Below are 251 nucleotides of genomic sequence, written 5' to 3'. Positions count from 1 at the left end.
TTATACTTCTATGACGAATCCGCTGCCGACGTTTAAAGTCAAAAAGGCTTATGGCGCAACGATTGAGCTTGAAGATGGTCGCCAACTCATAGATGGTATGTCGTCATGGTGGTGTGCGATTCATGGTTATAATCATCCTGAACTGAATCAAGCTGTAATAAACCAATTACAAAATATGTCACATATTATGTTTGGTGGTTTCACGCATGACCCTGCAATTCAACTTGGAAAATTATTACTTGAAATTACCC

Annotated in this window: 1 protein-coding gene; it reads left to right on the top strand. The window is 39.0% G+C overall.

Going from position 1 to position 251, the window contains the following annotated elements; genetic code table 11:
• The coding region (locus RR876_RS16780) for an aminotransferase class III-fold pyridoxal phosphate-dependent enzyme (RefSeq protein ID WP_332637166.1) at positions 1-251 on the top strand (251 nt) is incomplete at both ends.

Source organism: Acinetobacter sp. (genome assembly GCF_036666595.1).
Classification (GTDB): Bacteria; Pseudomonadota; Gammaproteobacteria; order Pseudomonadales; family Moraxellaceae; genus Acinetobacter.
Note: the sequence above shows the minus strand (reverse complement) of the source record. Positions and strands in the feature narration are given on the sequence as shown.